Source organism: Planctomycetia bacterium, assembly GCA_034440135.1.
Lineage (GTDB): Bacteria > Planctomycetota > Planctomycetia > Pirellulales > JALHLM01 > JALHLM01.
In genome coordinates, this window is record JAWXBP010000184.1 from 1 (window position 1) to 4,327 (window position 4,327).

General features: G+C 59.6%; 4 protein-coding genes. All 4 read left to right on the forward strand.

The features are described 5' to 3' along the window. Positions 1-113: 113 nt before the first annotated feature. Genes SGJ19_10770 through SGJ19_10785 form a run of 4 tightly spaced genes read left to right on the forward strand, consistent with a single transcriptional unit; the run spans position 114 to position 3,835 of the window. Positions 114-1,781 (forward strand): Eco57I restriction-modification methylase domain-containing protein, encoded by a 1,668-nt coding sequence (locus SGJ19_10770; GenBank protein ID MDZ4780726.1) that lies wholly within the window; start codon positions 114-116, stop codon positions 1,779-1,781. Then, the gene (locus tag SGJ19_10775) at positions 1,765-2,544 is read left to right on the forward strand and encodes a PaeR7I family type II restriction endonuclease (GenBank protein MDZ4780727.1); all 780 of its coding nucleotides are present in this window, start codon (positions 1,765-1,767) and stop codon (positions 2,542-2,544) included. The genes SGJ19_10770 and SGJ19_10775 overlap by 17 nt, the downstream gene beginning before the upstream one ends. Beyond that, entirely contained in the window at positions 2,541-3,062 is a 522-nt protein-coding gene (locus SGJ19_10780; GenBank protein MDZ4780728.1) for an SLATT domain-containing protein, read from the forward strand. The genes SGJ19_10775 and SGJ19_10780 overlap by 4 nt, the downstream gene beginning before the upstream one ends. Next, complete coding sequence (locus SGJ19_10785) at positions 3,062-3,835, forward strand: nucleotidyltransferase (protein ID MDZ4780729.1); 774 nt, start codon at positions 3,062-3,064, stop codon at positions 3,833-3,835. The genes SGJ19_10780 and SGJ19_10785 overlap by 1 nt, the downstream gene beginning before the upstream one ends. Positions 3,836-4,327: the final 492 nt, after the last annotated feature.

The following is a 4,327-nucleotide window of genomic DNA, read 5'->3' on the forward strand; positions in this document are numbered from 1 at the left end:
AAAGACACGAAGAACTAGAGCATCTACCAACCAAAATCTCCAAGAGAGCCATCGCCTTGAACCTTCTTCTACGGCAGCCATCGTTTGCTGACCTTTGCCCTGTTACATCGGCAATCGAGGAGCTGGCCGCCGCTGGTAGTGCGGAAAAGCGCGGCGCGATCTTTACGCGCCGCGAGGTCGTGGACTTCATCCTTGATCTCACCGGCTACACAAGCGACCGACCCCTGCAAGAGATCAAGCTACTCGAGCCCTCCTTTGGCGACGGCGACTTCCTCTTCCCGGCGGTCGATCGTTTGCTGCAGGCATGGACGGTGAGCGGCCTGTCCACGCGTCCCCTCGAAACACTGGGGAACTGCATTCGCGCGGTGGAACTCCACCGCGACACATTCAATCGCACGCACGCAGGTTTGATTGCCAAACTGACGGGGGCAGGCATCGCCGCAAGAACTGCGGTGTCCATCGCGGACCGATGGCTGCTACACGGTGACTTCTTGCTGACACCGTTGCCCGAGGCGTTCGATGTGGTCATCGGGAATCCGCCGTACGTCCGACAAGAAATGATCCCCGGCGTGCTGCTCGCCGAGTACCGCAGTCGCTACTTCACGATGTACGACCGCGCCGACCTCTACATTGCCTTCATCGAGCGCTCGCTGTCGCTGCTCAGCAAAGGTGGTGCGCTCGGGTTCATCTGCGCCGACCGCTGGATGAAGAACCGTTACGGCGGACCTTTGCGCGCGATGGTCGCCAGAGAGTTTCATCTGAAGATTCACGTGGACATGACCGACACCCCGGCATTCCAATCTGATGTGATCGCGTACCCCGCCATCACCATCATCACCCGCGAGAAGCCCGGGACGACGCGCCTTGCACATCGCCCGGCGATTGATGGTGCAGTGCTGGGCCCTCTGGCCGCAGCACTCATCGCAAAGCGACTTCCCAATAAGGCCGGAGACGTGCGCGAGCTAGCCGGTGTGACGGCGGGCTCGGAGCCTTGGATTCTGGAGTCGTCAGATCAGTTGGCGCTGGTACGCCGGATCGAGCAGAATTTTCCAACGATTGAAGACGCTGGTTGCAAGGTTGGAATCGGCGTTGCTACTGGCGCGGATCAAGTCTTTATCGGCCCGTTCGATGCGCTTGATGTCGAGGACGATCGCAAGCAGCCCCTCGTGATGACTCGGGATATTCTGGACGGCACCGTCAAGTGGCGCGGGTTCGGTGTCATCAATCCGTTCGCTGACGGCGGTGGTTTGGTGGATCTTGCCGACTACCCGCGACTTAAACGATACCTCGAAGCGCGCAAGGACGACATTGCGGGGCGGCACTGCGCGCAGAAGACCCCGGCAAACTGGTATCGCACGATCGACCGCATTACGCCGTCCCTGACGAAGCGCCCCAAGCTGCTCGTCCCGGATATCAAAGGCGAGGCACATATCGTCTTTGAGGAGGGACTGCTGTACCCGCGCCACAACCTCTACTTCATCACAGCAGACGAGTGGGAGCTGCGGGCGCTGCAGGCCGTGCTCCTGTCGAGAATTTCCCGGCTGTTTGTTGCAACGTACTCAACGCGCATGCGCGGTGGCTTTCTCCGCTTCCAGGCGCAGTACCTGCGGCGTATCCGCGTGCCAAATTGGAAGGACGTGACCGCAGCGATGCGGCACGAACTGAAGCGCGCTGCCGAGGCGCAGGACCTTGCGGCCTGCAACCGCGCGGCCCTCAAGCTCTATGGACTGTCCGAAGAAGAGCGAGCGACATTGGGAGGAAACTTTGACCGAGAAGATTGATGTTGATGAGCGTTTGAAGAAGGCCGTCCAAGCCTATTGGGATGCACGAGCGAAGAACAAGGAGAAGCAGGTTGAGTCAGGCAGGATCGACGCCGGAACGCGGGGCGAGGTTACCGGCGGCACTCAAATGGGTGCGCTCGAAGTCCTCGTCGCCGATATCTTGTGCGAAGCGGGTCTCAAGCGGCTTGATGTGCGGACGCGAACTGCGCTCGATCTGCCGGGCTACTTTCGCGCCACCAAGAAGTGGGATCTGATTGTCATTTCAGAAGGCCAGTTGGTGTTAGCTATGGAGTTCAAGTCGCAGGCCGGGAAGTCGATCGGCAACAACGTCAACAATCGCTCGGAGGAAGCGATTGGAAGCGCCAAGGACCTGTGGACTGCGTATCGTGAAGGCCGGTTCGGCGAAGGGGCACCGACGCCGTTCCTGGGGTATCTCTTCCTGCTGGAAGACCGGGTAAGCGTAAAGCAGCCCGTCGCGAACAAGGAACCATACTTCACGGTCGATCCGGTGTTCCGTGGTCTGGAAGCCCCTGCCAAGAAGAAGGACGTGATCAAGTACAAGGGCGTCTCATACGCGGAGCGATACGAACTGCTGTGTCGTCGCCTCGTCCTTGAGCGGATCTATAACGCTACATGCTTCCTGCTGGCGACGAACACGAAGGCGACTGTGATCTCGCAGCCCGCGCAAGACCTGACGTTCACGCGGTTTGCTGCAGCCCTGCGCGGCCACGCGGTCACGTTCCTGGGCAGCCAGAAGAAATGACCGCGACACCCGCTACGCCTGACCTAAAACTTGCGCTCCGGGCCGAACTGGAACGTATTGAGGAAGACTGTATTCATTCCGGCAAAGCGCACTTTAACGCGGGCGATCGCTGGGCGCGCTATCACTACTGGCTAGGCATCCCGTCAGTCGTACTTAGTGCGCTTGCGGGTGCCGCGTTCTTCAAAGACTATGGCGATATCGCCGGGATCATGTCGGCGATCGTGGCCATTCTCACGTCGTTGATGACGTTCCTGAAACCATCTGAGCGCGCGTCGGGGCACAAGGGTAGCGGCGATCAGTACCTGACCCTCCGCAACGATGTCCGCGTGTTTCGCGAGATCAAGCTCACCTACGCATGCGATGAGCAGTCGGCCATCGCCGGAATGGATGAGTTCACGAAGCGCCGCAACGAACTCAATCAGGCGAGCGCTCAGTTCTCGCGGAAGGACTTCGAGATTGCGCGGGCCGGGATTGACCAAGGCGAAGCCGCACACCGCGTAGACAAGAAGGGTCCCTGATGTCTGTCATTACGTACCTGCAGGGCCGCGCCAGCGAGGCTGTTCTTTCAAGCACCGAAATCGCGTCAATCAACACGTCGATCAGCACGATCAAGAGCAGGCTTTCGAGCCACTTTGGCAACGACGTAAGTGAGCAGTTTCGCTTTGGGTCCTCGACACGCGGGACCATCCTGCCGCGATCGATGGATGAGCACTCGGACATCGACTACATGGTCGTGTTCTCGGACTCCGGCTACATGCCGCAAACCTACCTCGATCGCTTGAAGCGGTTCGCTGAAATCTACTATTCGAGTTCCGACATCAAGCAGTCATCGCCGAGCGTTGTGCTCCAGCTCAATCACATCAAGTTTGATCTCGTTCCCGCGTTGAAGCAGTCCTACGGCGGGTACAAGATTCCAAACGGGCCAGGCGCATGGCAGGAGACCAACCCCAATGACTTCAACGCCAAGCTGACAGCGAAGAACACAGCCGAGCTGTCGATGATCAAGCCGACTATTCGGCTGGCGAAGTTCTGGAACGCGAGCAACGGCTACATCTACGACTCCTACCTGCTGGAGAAGTACATTGTTGGACTGTCGTTCCCCACCGCGCTCAACCAGCGTGACTACCTGTTCACGACATTTGACAACCTCCCCCTGTCCTACGACCAGCCGCAATGGCGCAAGGACAAGCTGGCACGGGCGAAGGACATCATCGAAAAGGTCCGGCAGTTGGAGCGGGATGAGATGCCACACACTGCCGAAGGCGAAGTGAAGAAGTTGATTCCTGAGTAGGCGCTACTCGGACCTGCCAACGTCCAACGCGCGATGAGAATTGTGCCCCGCGACTGTCCGCGACTTCTCGCAGGGCGCGATGTTTCAGAGAAGGACGAACTGGCGCGCAGCTTCCATTTGCTCTCGCCACGCCGGACTTCTCTCAAGGATAGGAATTTCAACGCCATTGTTGGAGTAATCCGGCCATATCGGTCTGGGTCAATCGTTGATTTGGCGCCGCAGACGCCTGACAAGCCGCTGAAACCCCGCCCCGGCATGCCCATTGTGGGTGCCTGTGGCCACCTGGGCGGCGGAAGTTTGCCGCCCGGGTGGCCACAGGCACGCGTCGCCCCCGACGAGCGAGTCTTGTCGTCTTTTGCCCTACCACGCTATGCGCTGATCGAACTCGTAGTCCGGCATGTAGTCCGGTATGGGTTGCGCGCGTGGATCGCCCTCGGCCGGGTCGCTGCCCGGCATCTCCCACAGCGGCGGCCCGCGGGCCGGCATCAGACG

What these genes read in the sequence shown, in the direction of transcription:
- SGJ19_10780 (MDZ4780728.1), top strand. Translation starts at nt 2,541, where the DNA reads ATGACCGCGACACCCGCTACGCCTGACCTAAAACTTGCGCTCCGGGCC.
- SGJ19_10785 (MDZ4780729.1), top strand. Translation starts at nt 3,062, where the DNA reads ATGTCTGTCATTACGTACCTGCAGGGCCGCGCCAGCGAGGCTGTTCTT.